17 protein-coding genes, 1 tRNA gene and 1 pseudogene are annotated in these 17,212 nt (G+C 69.6%); 6 read left to right on the top strand and 13 right to left on the bottom strand.

Going from position 1 to position 17,212, the window contains the following annotated elements; genetic code table 11:
- Positions 1–21: 21 nt before the first annotated feature.
- The 4 genes from QSK34_RS37395 to QSK34_RS37380 are packed head-to-tail and all read right to left on the bottom strand — an operon-like array spanning position 22 to position 3,244.
- Positions 22–1,290 carry an ABC1 kinase family protein gene (locus QSK34_RS37395; RefSeq protein WP_285591545.1) on the bottom strand — a complete coding sequence of 423 codons (1,269 nt, stop codon included), beginning with the start codon at positions 1,288–1,290 and terminating at the stop codon, positions 22–24.
- A complete protein-coding gene (locus QSK34_RS37390) occupies positions 1,287–2,006 on the bottom strand; it encodes a hypothetical protein (protein WP_285591543.1) in 720 nt (239 codons plus the stop codon). Before QSK34_RS37390 ends, QSK34_RS37395 begins: the two co-directional genes overlap by 4 nt.
- 12 nt (positions 2,007–2,018) lie before the next feature.
- Positions 2,019–2,750: a DUF6073 family protein gene (locus QSK34_RS37385; RefSeq protein ID WP_062355515.1), complete on the bottom strand. Its 732-nt coding sequence runs from the start codon at positions 2,748–2,750 to the stop codon at positions 2,019–2,021.
- A gap of 50 nt (positions 2,751–2,800) precedes the next feature.
- Complete coding sequence (locus QSK34_RS37380; RefSeq protein WP_285591540.1) at positions 2,801–3,244, bottom strand: hypothetical protein; 444 nt, start codon at positions 3,242–3,244, stop codon at positions 2,801–2,803.
- 201 nt (positions 3,245–3,445) lie between these two features.
- Here QSK34_RS37380 and QSK34_RS37375 point away from each other — a divergent pair.
- From QSK34_RS37375 to QSK34_RS37360, 4 genes are all read left to right on the top strand, one after another.
- Positions 3,446–3,538 (top strand) — tRNA-OTHER (locus QSK34_RS37375).
- A gap of 43 nt (positions 3,539–3,581) precedes the next feature.
- Positions 3,582–5,339 carry a selenocysteine-specific translation elongation factor gene (gene selB, locus QSK34_RS37370; protein WP_285591538.1) on the top strand — a complete coding sequence of 586 codons (1,758 nt, stop codon included), beginning with the start codon at positions 3,582–3,584 and terminating at the stop codon, positions 5,337–5,339.
- A gap of 63 nt (positions 5,340–5,402) precedes the next feature.
- The gene (locus tag QSK34_RS37365) at positions 5,403–5,888 is read left to right on the top strand and encodes a DUF2975 domain-containing protein (protein WP_285591535.1); all 486 of its coding nucleotides are present in this window, start codon (positions 5,403–5,405) and stop codon (positions 5,886–5,888) included.
- Entirely contained in the window at positions 5,888–6,109 is a 222-nt protein-coding gene (locus tag QSK34_RS37360; protein WP_285591532.1) for a helix-turn-helix domain-containing protein, read from the top strand. Before QSK34_RS37365 ends, QSK34_RS37360 begins: the two co-directional genes overlap by 1 nt.
- Here QSK34_RS37360 and selA read toward each other — a convergent pair.
- The 4 genes from selA to QSK34_RS37340 form a co-directional block, all read right to left on the bottom strand.
- Positions 6,106–7,452, bottom strand: coding sequence for an L-seryl-tRNA(Sec) selenium transferase (gene selA / locus QSK34_RS37355; protein ID WP_285591530.1), 1,347 nt, complete (start codon positions 7,450–7,452; stop codon positions 6,106–6,108). The genes QSK34_RS37360 and selA overlap by 4 nt on opposite strands.
- 11 nt (positions 7,453–7,463) lie before the next feature.
- Positions 7,464–8,525 carry a selenide, water dikinase SelD gene (selD, locus tag QSK34_RS37350; protein ID WP_285591528.1) on the bottom strand — a complete coding sequence of 354 codons (1,062 nt, stop codon included), beginning with the start codon at positions 8,523–8,525 and terminating at the stop codon, positions 7,464–7,466.
- Positions 8,526–8,602: 77 nt separating this feature from the next.
- Positions 8,603–9,154, bottom strand: a complete 552-nt coding sequence (locus QSK34_RS37345; protein ID WP_062355532.1) for a carboxymuconolactone decarboxylase family protein — start codon at positions 9,152–9,154, stop codon at positions 8,603–8,605.
- Positions 9,155–9,319: 165 nt separating this feature from the next.
- Positions 9,320–9,976 carry a winged helix-turn-helix transcriptional regulator gene (locus QSK34_RS37340; protein ID WP_285591524.1) on the bottom strand — a complete coding sequence of 219 codons (657 nt, stop codon included), beginning with the start codon at positions 9,974–9,976 and terminating at the stop codon, positions 9,320–9,322.
- A 79-nt stretch (positions 9,977–10,055) separates the two neighbouring features.
- On the opposite strand from QSK34_RS37340, the gene QSK34_RS37335 reads away from it, so the two are divergent.
- Positions 10,056–10,637, top strand: a complete 582-nt coding sequence (locus QSK34_RS37335) for a carboxymuconolactone decarboxylase family protein (RefSeq protein WP_285591522.1) — start codon at positions 10,056–10,058, stop codon at positions 10,635–10,637.
- On the opposite strand, the gene QSK34_RS37330 is transcribed toward QSK34_RS37335, so the two are convergent.
- The 4 genes and pseudogenes from QSK34_RS37330 to QSK34_RS37320 form a co-directional block, all read right to left on the bottom strand.
- The gene (locus QSK34_RS37330) at positions 10,624–12,867 is read right to left on the bottom strand and encodes an ATP-dependent Clp protease ATP-binding subunit (RefSeq protein ID WP_285591520.1); all 2,244 of its coding nucleotides are present in this window, start codon (positions 12,865–12,867) and stop codon (positions 10,624–10,626) included. The genes QSK34_RS37335 and QSK34_RS37330 overlap by 14 nt on opposite strands.
- Before the next feature lie 128 nt (positions 12,868–12,995).
- Positions 12,996–13,235: pseudogene (locus tag QSK34_RS37905) on the bottom strand (ArsR/SmtB family transcription factor); the annotation flags it as partial.
- A gap of 22 nt (positions 13,236–13,257) precedes the next feature.
- Positions 13,258–13,605 carry a VOC family protein gene (locus QSK34_RS37325; protein WP_285591518.1) on the bottom strand — a complete coding sequence of 116 codons (348 nt, stop codon included), beginning with the start codon at positions 13,603–13,605 and terminating at the stop codon, positions 13,258–13,260.
- A 16-nt stretch (positions 13,606–13,621) separates the two neighbouring features.
- Positions 13,622–15,049: a DHA2 family efflux MFS transporter permease subunit gene (locus QSK34_RS37320; RefSeq protein ID WP_285591515.1), complete on the bottom strand. Its 1,428-nt coding sequence runs from the start codon at positions 15,047–15,049 to the stop codon at positions 13,622–13,624.
- 223 nt (positions 15,050–15,272) lie between these two features.
- On the opposite strand from QSK34_RS37320, the gene QSK34_RS37315 reads away from it, so the two are divergent.
- Entirely contained in the window at positions 15,273–16,661 is a 1,389-nt protein-coding gene (locus QSK34_RS37315; RefSeq protein WP_285591513.1) for an LVIVD repeat-containing protein, read from the top strand.
- A gap of 5 nt (positions 16,662–16,666) precedes the next feature.
- Here the strand turns inward: QSK34_RS37315 and QSK34_RS37310 are convergent, their stop codons facing one another.
- Positions 16,667–17,206 carry a hypothetical protein gene (locus QSK34_RS37310; RefSeq protein WP_285591511.1) on the bottom strand — a complete coding sequence of 180 codons (540 nt, stop codon included), beginning with the start codon at positions 17,204–17,206 and terminating at the stop codon, positions 16,667–16,669.
- Positions 17,207–17,212 lie beyond the last annotated feature (6 nt).

The following is a 17,212-nucleotide window of genomic DNA, read 5'->3' as shown; positions in this document are numbered from 1 at the left end:
ATCGGTCGAATTACTTTAGAATTATATAGTCATATTCTCCGGCACCTCCGGCGCTGTCAAGGCCCCCGTAAGGAGGCCTTGCATCACGTACGGAGCCGCCTCTATCTGGAAATCCATCAGCGGATGAAGCCGCCGCACCGTGCCCTCCAAAGCGAGCAGGCAGAGCAGCGGAAACACGAATTCCGGCTCCGCGAAAACGGCGTGGCTCCGCTGCAGGTCGAACAGCCTGACCGCGAAGGGGCCCAGCTCGAAGTCCTGCGCCACCGCGCCTGAGCTGCGGTTCACCAGATCGGCGACCTCGCGTTGAAATCCCGCCACATCGGCACCATCGGCAACTCCGCGCGCACTGGCCAGCAGAATGCGCGCGCAAGATTCACCGTCGCCTTTGATCATTCCGCCGAAGAATCGGGTGAAGCTGGTCCGCGCCATTTCACTGAGCGGGAACATGAATCCGGCGTCGAGCACGACGACCTCGCCGTCGGCGCGGATATAGGCGTTTCCCTGATGCAGGTCGACGTGGATGAATCCCCGCACGAAAAGCATGTGGTAAACGGCGCGGACGAGAGTGGTCACGCCGCGCTCCACCGACGCGCGGTCACTCGGCTCCTGGGTCAGTCCTTCGACGAAGGTCATCGTGATGACGCCGCCGGCGGTCAGCTCGTCCACCGCCTCTGGGACGATCACGCCCTCCACGTCCGCGAGATCGGCGCGCAGCCGGTGGAGATACCGGGTCTCCCGGTCGAAGTCGAGCTGGCCGCGCAACGCCTCGCCCAGCTGGCCGACGATGTCGGTCAGCGGAAGCCGGGCCAGACGGGGAATCCGGGCGGCGAAGCGGGCCAGTCCGCCGACGACGGCGGTGTCGGCGGCGAACACGCGGGCCACACCGGGCCGCCTGACCTTGACCGCGAGGTCGCGGCCCTGCCAGGTCATCCGGTAGACGCACGCGATCGAACCGCTCGCGATCGGTGGACGCGCCAGCGCCGCGAGCATTTCGTCAGGGGGCCGCGAGAAAGACCGCCGGGCGGTCAGCATCGCGTCCTTCGCGGACATGGGCCTCACGTGGTCGTGCAGCCGGCCCAGTTCAGCGGCCAGGGTCTCCCCCACGACGTCGACTCGGGTCGCCAGCAGTTGGCCGGCCTTGAGGAAGGCGCCGCCGAGCCGTTCGAGCAGGCGGGCCACCTCCGCGGCCAGGGCCGCCCGCCGCCGGGTGACCACGGCCACCACCGCCATCCGGCCCAGCGCGGCCACCAGATGGACGGCCACCTGGACGACGCGGAGGGCCACGGTCATCGCCGTGCCCCCGCCCCGGCGGCTAGGGCGATCTCGACCGCCTCGCGCAGCGACTCGGGGGTGCCGTCGAAGTCGTCGCAGGCCAGCGGGACGGCAGGCCCACTCCGGGTGAAGTCGGTCCGGTGACCGCTGTCGAGCCGGGACACCCGGACACGGCGGGGCAGCCAGTCCTCGGCACGATCGCCGAGCTCCAGCGCCTCCCAGCGGCGGACCGCCTCCCCCCGCTGCTCGACCACGCGGTCGACGACCACGCCGGTGCCGGGCACGAAGCACTCCCGTACCGCCAAGCCGTTCAGGCGAGCCGGTCCCCGGTACACGCGGGTGCCCGCGCCCGGCTCGCCTTCGCGGGAGAGCTGGAGCACGGGATGGGGCCAGGCCATCAGGTCGACGTAGCCGATGTCGGTGAGCGGAAGGCAGTCGAAGGCCAGCCGGTCGACGACCTGGATCGGCTGGCGCATGGTCGGCAGGAAGGTACTGATCCGGCAGTCGCCGGCCTCGCGGTCCTCCTCCATCCACACGTAGGTGCCGAACAACACGTCGGGTTTGATCACGAAGATCGCGGTCACCGCCGACTCCGGCGCGGCGGAGAAGCGGCGCGCGAACAGGTACCGCATCGGGTTGGCCCCGATGGCGGCCTCGACACCGAAGGCATAGGACGCGAGCCGGCCCGCGCGGAAATTCGCCCGAGCCGGCCCGGCAACACGCACGTCATCCATCGCTATGGGTGCTTACGCCAGCAGTCGTGCCAGCTCGGCGGGGATCACCGCACTGGCGATCGGGACATGGTGCAGGAGGTTCCCGATCTCGATGTCGGCGGCCAGGAGCTCACCGACCTGACGACCTTCGCTGTCGTACAGCGCGTAGTGCTTGTTCGTTCGCGACACGTCCCCGATCGGGGGGACCATCGCGACCCGCGACTCCAGACGGACCACCTGGTCGCCCGTGTCGACGGTCGTGCCGAGCTGCTCTACCTCGAACCGAGGATAGATCATGGTGATACAGTCCTTGATGGGCATCGGTGTCCCATCATCCGGGGTCGGACTCGGCTTGACCCGCGCCCCTTCCGACTTGCCAGGCGTGTTCGACACCTTGACCTGACCGAAGAGCTCGCTGTGCCCCGTCACCTGAAGCGACAGGAACTGGGCCGTGATCGTGGCGCTGGCCCAGTTCAGCTCGCCGGCGGCGTGCGGGTCGTGGCGACGGTAGATCGCCATGCCGTGGAGGTCGACGATGTCCTCACCGAGACCGTCGATGCGCACGTGGATGCGCTCGCGGACGATGAACGTCTCCAGAGCCGACGGCGTCAGCGTGTAAGGGCGGATGGGGTAGAGGTTCCCCGGCCCTCCCCACGCGGAGTCGTGGCCCCGGACGACCTCCGCCGGAGAGAGGGACGCGGGGTCGATGTCCGCCGCGACCCCCCTCTCCAGGAGTTGTCTGAGGATTCCCTGTGGTTCGCTCACAGTTCAACCTTTCGAGTGAGAGCGATGGTGGTGGCCCTGTGCCGCCCTCGTCAGTTGTCGAGGGAGGCCATCAGGGCGTCGAGCGAATCGATGACATGCGCGAAGTCCACGGTCCGCTCGCGGAGGCGGGTCTTGTCGACCGTCTGGTCGCCGAGCTCCACCGCGAGCACCTCGATCAGCCGGTCGAGGTTGTTGTAGGCGACGCTCACCGGGAAGTGGGCCAGCGGCGTCTCGTGCCGGGGGTCGGCGGGCGGGCCGCCGGACTCCAGCAGTCCCGTCGATCCGCTCTGCTCCCGCCAGGCGCGTTCCACGGTCACGTCGTACTGGTGGAAGGTCCCGTAGTAGTGCGGCTTCCAGCGTTCGCGGAGTTCGTTGGCGCTGATGCGCCGTTCGAGGTAGTCCACCGCGGCGGGGACGAACACCTCGCGGTACTCCTTCAGCAGAGGACCGACGTCCGGCGATGTCGTCGGCAGCGGACTGTCAGCGATGGTCATGTCGTCTCCCAACCAGGGCTCGGCAGGTCTGAACGTCGATCCTCAGTTGAGTACTTTAAATTCATATAGTCAAGCTGATCGGGAGCTGAAGAGTTCCAATGAACAAAGCAGCCTTTGAATACCCTGATCAGGGCCTCCACCTGGAGAAACCTTCTCGTGCCCCGTTGACGGCAGGCCTTCCAATATCGTTAGTTACTTCATGGAGGCGTTGGGTGCCTGGTGGCCCTCCCGGTCTACAAAACCGATGGGGCGGCGGTCGACGTCGCCGGCGGGTTCGATTCCCGTTCGCCTCCGCTATCGCTCCATCGCGGGATTCTCAGTGTGAGGAGTGGCGCGCATGCACGTCGTCGCGACCGCCGGTCATGTCGACCACGGGAAGTCGACCCTCGTCCGCGCCCTCACCGGGATGGAGCCCGACCGCTGGGCCGAGGAACGGCGGCGCGGGCTGACGATCGACCTGGGGTTCGCATGGCGCACCATGCCCTCGGGTCGCGCGCTGGCCTTCGTCGACGTTCCCGGCCACGAGCGGTTCGTGACGAACATGATGGCCGGGATCGGGCCGGTGCCCGCCGTGCTGATCGTGGTCGCGGCCGACGAAGGGTGGATGCCCCAGTCGGCCGAGCACCTCGCCGTCATCGACGCGCTGGGCGTGCACCACGGGCTGCTCGTCGTCACCCGGTCGGACCGGGGGGACGCCGAGCTGGCCATCGAGGAGGCCCGGCTGGAACTGGCCGATTCGTCGCTGGCCGACGTGCCCGCCGTGGCGGTCAGCAGCATCACCGGTGCGGGCATCGACGACCTGGTGACCGCCCTCGACGAGCTCGTCGCCTCCCTTCCCGCTCCCGACGACGCGGCGCCGGTCCGGTTGTGGATCGACCGCGCGTTCACCATCAAGGGCATGGGCACCGTCGTGACCGGGACCCTACCGGCAGGGACGGTGAACGTCGGCGACGAACTCCAGCTCAGCCCGTCGGGCCGGATCGTGAAGATCCGCGGTATGGAGTCGCTCAAGCGGAAGGTCGAGACGGTGACGGGCGTGGCCCGCGTCGCCCTCAACCTCAAGGGCGTCGACCTCGACGAGTGCCAGCGAGGGATGGCCCTGGTCACCCCCGGCCGGTGGAGCGACACCGACACCGTCGACGTGCGCCTGCGCGCCGGCACCTCCGACCTGCTGCCTCGCGAGTCGCTGTTGCACATCGGATCGGCGTCGGTGAGCGTGCGGATCCGGCGGCTGGGTGAGACCACGGCGCGGCTGACTCTCGAACACCCGCTGCCGCTGCACGTCGGCGACCGTGTGATCCTCCGCGATCCTGGCTCGCGACGGGTGACCGGCTTGACGGTGCTGGACGTGCGTCCGCCGCCGTTCCGGCGCCGGGGCGCGGCGGTCCGCGCGGCCGACGAGCTGGCCGAGTGGCCCGACCCGCCGACCGCCCACCAGCTGCTGGCCCGTCACCACTACCTCAAGGACAACGACTTCAGTCTGATGGGCCTGCGCGCGGTCGGCCGGGGGGTCGACGGCGACTGGCGGGTGGACCCGGGGTGGTGGGTCAGCCAGTGTCAGCGGCTCAGCGCTCTCGCCAAGGACTATGCCCTGGGCAACCCTCTCGCTCCGACGCTTCCCGTCGAGGTGGCCCGGCAGCTGCTGGACCTGCCTGACCGGCGGCTCGTCGAAGCGCTGGTGCGGCCTCCGCTGCGAATCGAGGCCGGGCGGATCCACCGGCCCGCCGACCGGCCCAAGCTCCCCGAGGCGATCGCCGCCGCCGTGCGTCGCCTGGAGCGGGAGCTGGAGGAGACGCCGTTCCAGGCGCCGGAGGCGGGCCGGCTCGCCCAGCTCGGGCTGGACTCCAGGGCGGCCATCGCCGCGGCCAAGGTGGGCGCGGTGTTACGACTGGCCGAGGGGGTCGTGCTGCCCCTGACGGCCGAGCCTCGGGCGGTGGAGATCCTCGGCGACCTGCCTCAACCGTTCACCGCGAGCGAGGCCCGCAGCGCGCTGGGCACCAGCCGCCGGGTGGTGATCCCCTTGCTGGAGTATCTGGACGAGCGGGGACACACCGTACGAGTCGACAACTCGAGCCGGCGGATGCGCACCACGTAGGCTCTTGCCTGACCTATCGAGACTCGATAGATTCCCATCGCGATTCGATCGAAGGATGGGGACATGGGAGAACTGACAGTCCGTGCGCTGCGCGCCGTCCTCGCGGTGGTGCTGGCCGGCACCGTGGCGATACAGGCATCGATGGTGTGGGCCATGGCCACCGATCCGGAGGACGGATCGCTCCCGCTGACCCCGCTGCGCCTGCTCGCGATCCTGGGCATGGTGTCGGTCCAGGTCGCATTGGTCTGCGTATGGCGGCTGGTGACCATGGTGCGGCGCGGAACGGTGTTCTCCCACGCCGCCTTCCGGTACGTCGACGTCGTGATCGGCGCGATAGTGGCGGCGGCGCTCGTCTGGTTCGCGGTCACGGCCGTCAACGCGCCGGGCCAGCGCGACGACCCGGGTGTCACCGTCATCATGGGCGGGGTCGGCCTGGCCATCCTGGGGGTCGCGCTCATCGTGCTCGTCCTGCGGGCGCTGCTCGCCCAGGCGGTCGCCCGCGATGTCGAGGCGACGCGGCTGCGGGCCGAGCTCGACGAGGTGATCTGATGCCGATCGTCGTCGACATCGACGTGATGCTGGCCAGGCGGAAGATGTCCGTGGGCGACCTGGCCGACCGCGTGGGGATCACGCCCGCCAATCTGGCGGTGCTCAAGAACGGCCGCGCCAAGGCGGTGCGCTTCGCGACTCTCGCCGCCCTCTGCGAGGTGCTCGAATGCCAGCCGGGCGACCTGCTCCGCTGGGAGGCCGAGTCTTCTGCTTTGGGCTAGGGAAGCGCCGCCAGCAGCGCCTTCTCCAGAACGTCGTCCTCCTCGGGGGCGACCGTGCGCAGGTCGACCAGCACCCGCCCCCGTTCGGCCCGCACGATCACCGGCGTCTCCCCCGCCCGCAGCGCCGCCATGACGGCCGCCTCGCCCGACGGCCCGCAGCTCAGCTCGACCAGCACCGACGGAAGCCGTTCCGCGGGCAGGCTGCCCCCGCCGACCATGCCCGTGCCCTCCCGGACGCGGGCCCGCCACCCGATCGAGCCGGCCAGCCGGTCGGCCCGGCGCGTGAGCTCGTGGAGGGGCGCGTCCAGCATGCGCCACACGGGCAGTTCGCCCCGGCGTCCGCCCAGATGAGACAGCAAAGTGGCCTCCAGGGCGGCCAGGGTCAGCTTGTCGATGCGCACCGCTCGGGCGATCGGATGCCGGGACAGGCGCTGCACCAGCGCGCCATCCCCGACGACGATCCCCGCCTGAGGGCCGCCGAACAGCTTGTCCCCGGAGAAGACCGTCAGGTCGGCCCCGGCCGACAGGCTCTCCGCCAGGGTCGGCTCGTCGCCCAGGTGGCCGGTGAGCAGGCCCGATCCCAGGTCGTGCAGGAGTGGAAGGCCCGCCTCGTGAGCGGCGGCGACCAGGGCGGGCAGCGGCGGCGCGGCCGTGAAGCCTTCGATGCGGTAGTTCGACGGGTGCACCACGAGCACCATCGCGGTGCGGTCGGTGATGGCGTTGACGTAGTCGGCCAGGTGGGTGCGGTTGGTCGAGCCGACCTCGACGAGCCGGGCTCCGGCCGCCTCCATGATGGACGGGATGCGGAACTCGCCGCCGATCTCGACCAGTTCGCCACGCGAGACGATCACCTCGCGGTCGCGGGCGAACGCGCCGAGCGCGAGGAACAGCGCGGCGGCGGCGTTGTTGACCGCAAGGGCGCCGGGCGCGCCGCTCAGTTCGCGGAGCAGGGTGTTCACGGTGGCGCCGCGTTTGCCCCGGCCGCCGGTGGCGAGGTCGAACTCGACCGTGGAGTAGCCGGCGGCGGCGTTCACTGCGGCTCGGGCCGCCTCCGACAGGGGCGCGCGGCCGAGGTTGGTGTGGAGCACGACTCCGGTGGCGTTGATCACCGGTCTGACCCGGGCCGCGTCGAGCGTGGCCAGCGAGGCGGCCACCGTTTTGGCGACCTCGTCGGGAGACGGCACGGTCCCGCCTGGGCCGATGGCACAACGGGCGTCGTCGAGCACCCGGCGGACCTTATCGGTCACCAGGGGGCGGCCCCATGTGGCGGCCATCTCTCCCATGAGCGGTAACGCGAGGACGGCATCGGTCTTCGGCAGCGCGCGGCGGGGGTCGGTGGTCATCTGGATTCCCTTCACGCGCCGGCGTGGACGGAGATATGGCCGGGGCGTCCGACGACGGCCTCGCCGATGACGGCCGTGGACACGTCGTGTTCCCGCAGTTTCTCGACCAGGTCGGCCGCCGTCGGCGGCACTGCCAGCAGCAGGCCTCCCGAGGTCTGCGCGTCGTGCAGCAGGATCGCGACCTCCTCGTCGACCGACACCGCGACGTCGACCCAGTCGGTCAGGAAGCTCATGTTCGCCTTGGTGCCGCCGGGCACGAACCCCTTGGCGGCCAGTTCGCGCGCGTCGGGCAGCAAGGGCACGTGGTCGGCGTCGACCTTGGCGGCCAAACCGCTGGCGCTGAGCATGCGACGCAGATGGCCGAGCAGTCCGAAGCCGGTGACGTCGGTCGCGGCGCGCACCCCGGCATCGGTGGCAGCGCGAGCGGCGTGCGCGTTCAGGGTGGTCATCGACGTGACGGCCTCGGCGAGCGTGGCGGGGTCGGCGGCGTCCTGCTTGAGAGCGGTGACAATGACGCCGGTCCCGAGAGGTTTGGTCAGCACGAGCAGGTCGCCGGGGCGCACCTTGTCGATGGTCATCAGGTGGGCGGGATCGGCCAGGCCGATGACGGCCATGCCGTATTTCGGGACGGGGTCGGCGATGGTGTGGCCGCCGACCACGGCGCAGCCGCCTTCGGCGGCCTTGGTGGACGCGCCGCGCATGACGTCGGCGAGCATCTCCAGCGGCAGGCCGTCGCCCGGCCAGGCCGCCAGGTTGAGCGCGGCGACGGGACGGCCGCCCATGGCGTACACGTCGGACATGGCGTTGGCCGCGGCGACGCGGCCCCAGTCGTAGGGGTCGTCGAGTACGGGGGTGAAGAAGTCGGTCGTCAAGATGAGCGCCTGGCCGTCGCCCAGGCGGAGCACGGCGGCGTCGTCGCCCTCGGGCAGGCCGACCAGCAGGTCGTCGGCGGCACTGGCCCCGAACCCGTTGAGGCTGGTCATGAGCGTTTCGAGTGACGCCTGCGGCAGTTTGCAGGCGCATCCCGCGCCGGGCGACAACGTGGTCAGTCGGACGGTCGTGTTTTCCCTCATGGGGCCCTTCCCGGACGTGCGTCGGCGGAACGGGGCGAGCGCCCCGGCGGCACAGCCGCCGGGGCAGCCGCCGGGGATCAGTGGCCGGTGGCGCACATCCGGTAACCGTCGTTGATGATCATTTGGGCCATGCCCGCATACGCCCTCGGGTCGTCGGGCACGATCGCCGCCAGCCCGTCGCAGTAGCGGTTGAACATGCAGAACGCGGCCGAGATGAGCACCGAGTCGTGGATCTCGGTGTCGGTGGCGCCGGCCTGCCGGGCCGCGTCGACCAGTTCGGCGGTCACGGCGTGGCCGCCTTCGACGGTCGCTCCGGCGATCTTGATCAGGGCGCGGAGCTTGGGCGAGATCGGCGCGCTGTCGACGTCGTCGAGGACCTTGTCGACCAGGGCCCGCCCGCCCTCGATCTGGGCGGCGCTGACCTCGGAGTGGGTGGAGCTGCAGAACTTGCAGTGGTTGAGCACCGACACGTAGGTCGCGATGAGCTCGCGGTCACCCCGCCCCAGCGAGTGGGGGCTGCGCAGCAGCGTCTCGGCGAGTTCGCCGAGGGGGCGCCCGGTCTCGGGGCGGTACTGGAACAGACCGGGCGTGCCGGGAGCAAGCTCGGGGGACATGGCGATGTGCGGCATTGGTCTCTCCTCTGGAAATGGCGAGTACGCCCGCGGAGCCGCCGGACGAGCGTCAGGTTTCGACCCGACTCTTCCCAGTAGAGGACTTTAAGTTTATATAGTCAATAAGAGCCGCATGATCCTTGAGATCGGATTCCGTCGATGGTCTCTACATCTAAGTCAAGCTCACTCGGCCGGTGCCATCAGGCCGAGCAGCACGCTGGAGCGCACGATGGCGTCGGTGTCGCCGGTGAGCTGCAGCCGCCCCGAGGCCAGGGCCTCGAACGGCGTCAGCCGCTTGGCGCCGATCTCGACGAAGGTGCGCGCGTCGGTGCTGGCCACCACGGCGGGTTCGCCGTCGGCCGGCCCCTCGAGGGCCACCGGCTTGCCGTGGGTGACGCTGATGTGGAAGACCACGTCGTCGACGCGGAACTCATAGGACTCGTCGATCTCCGTGGCGCGCTCGGGGTCGATCATCGCCTGCACGGCGAGGAAGCCCCAGTGGGCGCGGGTCTCGACGTCGGGTGTGGGGGCGTCGAGGAAGTGGAGCCCCCAGCGGGCCATGGAGAGCACCGGCTCGCGCAGCTCCCGGCCGAGCTCGGTCAGCGCGTAGCCCTGATCGCGGGACTGCGGGCGGGTGATGACGCCCAGCTCGTGGAGGACCTTGAGGCGTTCGGCGAGCAGGTTGGTGCCGATGCCGGGCAGCGCCTCCAGGAGTTCGCCGTAACGGCGGGGCCCGAGCAGGAGTTCGCGGATGATGAGCAGGGTCCAGCGCTCTCCGATGACGTCGAGGGCTGCCGCCAGCCCGCAGTACTGGCCGTAGTTGCGGCGCACGTGACCCATGGCAGCCTCCTTGCTTCGCCTGGTTACTTTAATTATACATAGAATATGTAAGTTGTCTCGGCAACCCCGAGGAGGGCACATGACCCAAGGCGTCCACGTCCAGGTCGTCACCGAAGGCACCGCCACCGGCGACATCGCAGAGCTCTACGACGAGATACGCGACCACTTCGGGATCGGGCTGGTGCCCGACGTCTTCAAACTCGTCAGCACGCGCACACCATTTCTCAAGGTGTTCTGGGACGGCTACCGCTCGGTCTTCGACGACGGCGAGCTGCCGCGCGACGTGAAGGAGCTCATCGCGGCGTACGTGGCCCGGGAGGTCTCCTGCCAGTACTGCGTCGACGCGCACGTGCTCTTCCTCGATCTGCTGAACGCCGACGCCGCGCTGAAGGCGAGCCTCGCGGTGAAAGAGGTCGAGCGGATGGACCTGCCGGAGCCGGTGCGCGAGCTGCTGCGCCTGTCCGGGCGCATCACGAACGAGTCCCACCGCATCACCGGGGCCGACTTCGCCAAGGCGCGCGCCAGCGGCTGGAGCGACGCGCAGATCCTGGAGGCGCTCTGGACCGCCTGCCAGTTCAACTGGGTGACCCGGATGGTGAGCGCGGCCGGGCTGGTCTCCCTGGGTCAGCTCGCTGAGGTCGAGGCGCTCACACCACGGTGAAGGTGAGCGACGGGTGCTCCCCGTCGCTCACCCCGAACAGCACCGTCTGCCCGGCGGTCAGCCGGCCGCTGAGCAGTTGGGCCGACAGCGTGTCGTCGAGCTCGCGCCTGACCGCGCCGCGCAGCGGGCGGGCGCCCATGGCCGGATCGTCCCCCAGCCGAGCGAGGAACTCCCGGGCGGGCGTGGTCACCTGAAGCCGGATGCCCGCGCTCTCGAACAGGCGCCGGGCCAGGTCGGTCACGGCCATGTCGACGATGCTCAGCAACTCGGCGTGGCCGAGCCGGGCGAACACCACGATGTCGTCGAGCCGGTTCAGGAACTCGGGCCGCAGGTACCGGCGAAGCTCGGTCAGGACGAGGCTGCCGGCCACCCGCTCACCCACGAACCCAGTGCTGAGGTGGGAGGCCTCACGGGCCCCGAGGTTGGTGGTCAGGATGACCACGGCGCTGGTGAAGGTGACGGTGCGGCCGTCGCCTGAGGTCAGGCGGCCTTCCTCGACGAGCTGGAGCAGTACGTCGAGCACGTCGGGGTGGGCCTTCTCGATGTCGTCGAAAAGCACCACGCTGAAGGGCTTGCGCCGGACCCGGTCGGTTAGCTGCCCGCCGTCCTCGAACCCGACGTAGCCGGGTGGGGCGCCGATCAGCCGGGAGACGGAGTGGCGTTCGGCGTACTCACTCATGTCGAGCTGGATCAGGGCGTCGTCGGCCCCGAACAGCACGCCGGCCAGAGCGCGGGCCAGTTCGGTCTTGCCGACTCCCGACGGGCCGGCGAACAGGAACGAGCCGACAGGGCGGTCGGGGTCGGCGACCCCCGCCCGGGACCGCCTGATGGCCGCGCCGAGGGAAGCGATGGCGGCGTCCTGGCCGACGACGCGAGCCCGCAGTTCGTCTTCCAACCCCCGCAGGCGGATCAGGTCCTCGGAGGTCAGCCGTTCGAGCGGGATGCCCGTCATCGCGGTCAGCACCTCGGCGACCAGTTCCTCGTCGACCTTGTCACGGGTCTGGCCGCCGGTCAGGGAGCGGACCCGGGCCAGCGCCCCGGCCTCGTCGATGACGTCGATGGCCTTGTCGGGCAGGGCGCGGCCGGTGACGTGGCGGTCGGTCAGGCGCGCGGCGGCGACCAGCGCCTCGTCGGTGATGACGACCTGGTGATGGGCCTCGTAGTGGGATCGCAGGCCCTTGAGGATGCCGATGGTGGCCGCGACGCTGGGAGCCTCCAGGGTGATCGGCTGGAAGCGGCGGTCCATCGTGACGTCACCGGCGAAGTACCGGCGGTACTCCTCCGGGGTTGTGGCCCCGATCACGCGCAGTTCACCCCTGGCCAGCAGCGGTTTGACGATCGCCGCGGCGTCGAGCGCCCCGGCCCGGTCGCCGGCGCCGATCAGGGCGTGGATCTCATCGATGAACAGCACGACGTCGCCGTCGGTGCGGGCCTCGTTGAGGATGGTGCGCAGGCGTTCCTCGAAGACGCCGCGTTCCCGGGCGCCCGCGATCAGCGAGCCGAGGTCCAGCGCGTACAGGCGTTTACCGCGCAGTTCCTCCGGCACCGCCCCGGCGACCACCCGCTGCCCGAGCGCCTCGACCAGGACGGTCTTCCCCACGCCCGGCTCGCCGATCAGCAACGGGCTGTTCTTGGTCCGCCGCAGCAGCACCTGCACCAGCCGGTCGAGTTCATGGTCCCGTCCTATGACGGGGTCGAGTTCGCCGGAGCGGGCGGCGTCGGTGAGGCTGCGGCCGAACCGCGACAGCAGCAGGTCGACCGAGCGCACCGGCCCGGTGGCGGCGCGGATCGGCTCGGGAACCTGGTCCAGCAGTTCGTAGACGCGTTCGCGGACGCGGACCGGGTCGACGGACAGGCCGTGCAGCACGGCGACGGCGGGGTCGTCCTCGTCGGCGAGCAGGCCGAGCAGCATGTGCTCGGTGTCGACGGTGTCCTCGCCGAGGCGGCGGGCCTCCTCGGCGGCGCGGGCCATCAGCCGGGTCGCGGGTTCCCCGAGCGGGATCGGTCCCGGCGTGAACACGGGCCCGGGGCCGACCACGATCTCGATCTGCTCGTGGACGAGGTCGAGCTCGACCCGCATCTCGTGGAACACCGCACCGGCGATCCCTCCGGCCTGGACCAGGCCGAGCAGGAGATGTTCGGTGCCGATGGTGTTGCGGTTGAACATCCTGGCCTCTTCTTGGGCCAGGACGACCGCCTTGCGCGCACGTGCGCTGAGCCGGTCCACCATCGTCGCTCCTCGCGTGGCCACCCCGTCATGGAGTCATTTTTTTTTGGGTCTCGGTCTTCCGCCTCGACCCGGGCCCGCGCGAACCCCGCCCACCAGATGTCCTCGAGGAAGGCGCGCAGTTTGGACAGGGTGCTTTGGCTGGCCCGGTAGAGGCGGCGGGTGCCCTGCCGGCGCTCGACCACGAGGCCGGCCTCCCGCAGGACCTTCAGATGCTGGGAAACCGCCGACCGGGTGACCGCGAAGTGCTCCGCGATCCGCCCGGCCGGAAGTTCCGTGGACGCGATGAGATGCAGGATCGCCCGGCGGGTCGGGTCGGCGATGGCCCGCAGGACCACGTCGAGTTCCTCGTCCGGGGGCTGTCCGCCCATCTCATCGGCGCTCATGCGGGGCTCAGCGCTGCCAGAGCCCGACGGTGATGCCGTCGGGGTCCTTGAACGTGGCCATGGTGCCGATGCCCGGGATCTCGTACGGCGGCACGTCGCGCTGGCCGCCGTTGGCCTCGACCTGCTTGAGGGTCTCCTCGGCGTTGTCGACGACGAGGTAGACGACCAGGGCGGGGGCCGCGTCGGCGTTCTCGCCGATGCCGCCGGGGATGCCCTCGGAGGAGCCGGTGTCGACCATGCCGTAGCCCATCTGGGGGTCGACGTCGATCTTCCAGCCGAAGACCTCGGAGTAGAAGCTGCGGGAGACGCCCGCGTTCTTGGAGGTGAGGTCGAACCAGGCGATGGGGTTGCCCATGATGTGTCCCTTCTCGTTAGTTTTCGCGGATGGGGGAAGGCTCGGGGGACGGCGCCATGTCGAACTCGGGCCGTTTGATGATGAAGGCGGCCAGCACGCCGACCAGGGTGATGACGGTGAGCACGATCGTGGCCGGGGTGAACCCGTCGACGAAGCTCTCCGGGTTGCCGTAGCCGCCGGTCGCGGTGAAGGTGGCGGCCGCGGCGGCGACACCGAAGACCGCGCCGACCTGCCGGACGGTGTTGCTGACACCCGCCGCGATGCCCGCCTCCATCGGGTTCACCGAGCGCATGACGGCGGAGGCCACGGTCGGGAAGGCGATGGAGACACCCACACCGGCGAGCAGCAGCGGGAAGATCATCGGGCCGTAGCCGGTGCCGGCGTCGGCCATGAAGGCGATGGCGCCGAAGCCGATGGCGTGCAGCAGCAGGCCGATGATGACCAGCGGGCGCTCGCCCATCTTGTCGGCCAGCTTCCCGGCGATCGGGGAGATGAAGATGGCCAGGCCGACCCACGGCAGCATGCGCAGACCCACACCGAGCGGCGAGTTGCCCTCGGCGAGCTGCAGGTACTGGGCGAACACGAAGCCGTTGCCGTAGAGGGCGGCGGCGAGCACGAAGCCCGCGATGCACCCGCCGGTGAAGCTGAGGTTGGCGAACATGCCGATCGGCATCATCGGGCTGGGGGCCTTGGTCTGCCAGTACACGAACAGGACCAGCGCGATCAGGCCGCCGATGAAGCCGATGAGGATGGTCGGTTCGGTCCAGCCGACGTCACCGCCCCGGATCAGCGACTGCGCGATGCCGAACACGCCCAGCGTCGACAGGATCAGCCCGACGACGTCGATGCCGCGCACTGCTCCGCGGGTGTCGGCGATGCGCATCATGCTCAGCACGATCAGCGCGATGCCGACGGGGACGTTCAGCCAGAAGATCCACTGCCAGGCGAAGCCCTGGATGACCAGGCCGCCGACCAGCGGCCCGGCGGCCACGGCGACACCGGAGATGGCGCCCCAGATGCCGAAGGCGGCGCCGCGCTCCTGCGGCGGGGTGGCGTCGGTGATGACCGCCAGTGCCAGCGCGATGGCGATGCCGCCGCCGATGCCCTGCGCCGCGCGGGCCGCGATCAGGGTCTCGATGGTGGTGCTGAGCGCGCACACGGCCGAGGCCAGCGTGAATATCGCGATGCCCGCGACGAACAGGTTCCGCCGCCCGAACCGGTCACCGAGCGCGGCGCCGGTCAGGATGAACGCCGCGAAGCCCAGCTCGTAGGCGTTGACGGTCCAGCCGAGCCCGGCGACGCCGGCGCCGAGCTCCTCGTGCAGGGTCGGCAGCGCGGTGGTCACGACGAGGACGTCGAGGCCGACCATGAAGGACGCGAACGAGGCCAGGATGAGCGTCCAGCGTTGGCGGTCCTTGGGGAACTGCGAGGAGACGTCGGTCATGGTCACTCCAACCAGACAGGGGGGAAGGGTCGGGCAGCGCCTCGCGCGCTCCAGGCCCGGCCGAAAGATCACTGTATGGTTTTAAACGTTAGTGGCTGCTTCCGAAAGCGTCAACTGTCACTTGGCGGTGGGCGTATATCCGCGATGCGGCGGACCCCGCCTCCATGGAATCTCTCGGCGAACGATATTGACTATATATTTATAAAGTACTCCACTGGAAGTCATGAACCGGAGAACCCCCTTACGCGTGGGCGGCGCGCTGGCCGTCCTCGCCCTGGCCTTCGGCAGCGCGCCCAGCGCCGCCGCGCCCTCCCCGGCGCCGGACCCGGTGCTCAACAGTCCGAATGTCAAGCAGGTGGCGAACATCCCCAAGCCCGGCCCGTTCGCCGCACCGATGGCGCCGATGACGGATCTGGCCTTCACCGGCGATCACGCGATCGCCGGGAACTTCGAGGGCTTCGTCGTGTACGACATCCGCACCCCCACCGCCCCGAAGCTGGTCAGCCAGGTCCTGTGCCCGGGAGCCCAGAACGATCTGTCCGTCCACGGTGACCTGCTGTTCCTGTCGACCGACGACCCGCGCAGCGATGACACCTGCAAGAGCACGCCCGCCTCGCCGGCCGACCCGCAGGCGTGGGAGGGCATCAAGATCTTCAATATCAAGGACAAGTCGAACCCGCGCTACGTGGGGGCCGTGCGCACACCGTGCGGATCGCACACCAACACGCTGGTGCCCGGCGAGGGCCGGGACAAGGACTCGGTCCTGCTGTACGTCTCCTCCTACGGCCCCGCCCCGACCAACCCCACCTGCCAGCCGCCGCACCACGGCATCGCGATCGTGAAGGTCCCGGTCAAGTCGCCGGAGAAGGCGAGGATCGCCGCCCAGCCCGTGCTCTTCCCCGGCGGCGGCAACCCGGGCGACGAGGGCGCCACCTGGTTCCCGACCAGCGGCTGCCACGACCTGGCCGCCTACCCGGACAAGGACCTGATGGCCGGGGCGTGCATGGGCGACGGCATCCTGATCGACATCTCCGACCGGCTCAAGCCCCGCGTGATCGACACCGAACGCGACGTGGAGAACTTCGCCTTCTGGCACTCCGCGCTGTTCAACGACAAGGGCGACAAGGTCGTCTTCACCGACGAACTCGGCGGCGGCATGGCCCCCACCTGCAACAAAATGGTCGGCGCGGAGAAGGGCGCCAACGCCGTCTACACGATCGAGAAGCGCAGACTGGTCAAGCAGAGCTACTACAAGATCCCCCGCGAGCAGGGACCGACCGAGAACTGCGTGGCCCACTACGGCTCCCTGGTGCCCGTCGCCGGGCGCGACGTCATGGTGCAGGCCTGGTATCAGGGCGGTGTGTCGATCTGGGAGTTCACCGACCCGCGCCGGCCCAGGGAGATCGGCTACTTCGACCGGCCGCCGCTGTCGGACAAGCAACTCATGCTCGGCGGCGCGTGGTCGGCGTACTACTACAACGGCCACGTCTACGTGACCGACACCCAGAAGGGCCTGGACGTGCTGGATCTGAGCGACCCAGGCCTGCGGTCGGCCAAGGACGTGAAGCTCAAGGAGTTCAACGCGCAGACCCAGTACGCCAGGAAGGCATGAGCCGGTCAGCGGGCCGGGACGAGCGAACGGGTGGCGCATTTGCAGTCCATCGCCGCCCGTTCCTCCGGCCGGGGCCGCATGTGCAGCACCATCGCCACCACCATCGGGATGAAGACGATGCTGTTGTAGAACAGGTGCAGTTCAACCCTCGGGATGAGGAGCTGGATCAGGCTGGTCGGCACCGCCTTGCCGGCGATGTACGAGCCGGTCAGCGCCTGGATGAGGAGCAGCAGGTGCTCCAGGTGGTGCCAGGCCTGGATGCCGAGGGAGATCGTCCACCAGGTCCTGGCCCGGCCGGTGAAGCCCGGCCGCAGCAGGATCAGCCCGATGAGCATGAGCAGCGCGTACCCGTAGTGCATCCACTCCGAATGCACCAGCCACGGGAAGGGCACCCCGAGGACGCCGCGGGCCTCGTGCAGCGGCCAGCCCAGCGCGTAGATCTGGATCGCCTGGGAGATGTGCTCGGCCCAGTGGGCCACGACGATCACAAGGTAGACCCAGAGGGCGAGGTGGTGGTAGCGGTTGTTGATGGCCCATGAGCGCATGGCGAG

It is taken from the genome of Herbidospora sp. NBRC 101105 (genome assembly GCF_030269205.1).
GTDB lineage: Bacteria > Actinomycetota > Actinomycetes > Streptosporangiales > Streptosporangiaceae > Herbidospora > Herbidospora solisilvae.
The sequence above is the reverse complement of the archived record's forward strand: the minus strand, read 5'-3'. Positions and strand labels throughout refer to the sequence as shown.